We start from the raw sequence: 208 nt of genomic DNA, 5'->3' as shown, positions 1-208 counted from the left end.
CTTCGAGCGCCAGGTCACCCTCCAGAAGGACCTGGCCGCCAAGTGCCGCGCCACCAACGCCTCCGTGCTGCCGCACGTCACCACCCGCAACACGGCCCGTGACATGGATGTCATCCGCGGCGCGCTCGGCGAGAAGAAGATCTCCTACTTCGGCTACTCGTACGGCACCTACCTGGGCACCGTCTACACCCAGATGTTCCCCGGCCGC

Annotated in this window: 1 protein-coding gene; it reads left to right on the top strand. The window is 66.8% G+C overall.

The genetic code is table 11. The annotated features are described in order from the left end of the window. Positions 1-208, top strand: a 208-nt coding sequence (locus tag IH09_RS36405; protein WP_190233553.1) for an alpha/beta fold hydrolase, incomplete at both ends; no start/stop codon positions are given.

This window comes from Streptomyces celluloflavus (genome assembly GCA_000720995.1).
Classification (GTDB): domain Bacteria; phylum Actinomycetota; class Actinomycetes; order Streptomycetales; family Streptomycetaceae; genus Streptomyces; species Streptomyces celluloflavus.
This window is presented reverse-complemented; position numbering and strand designations above follow the sequence as displayed.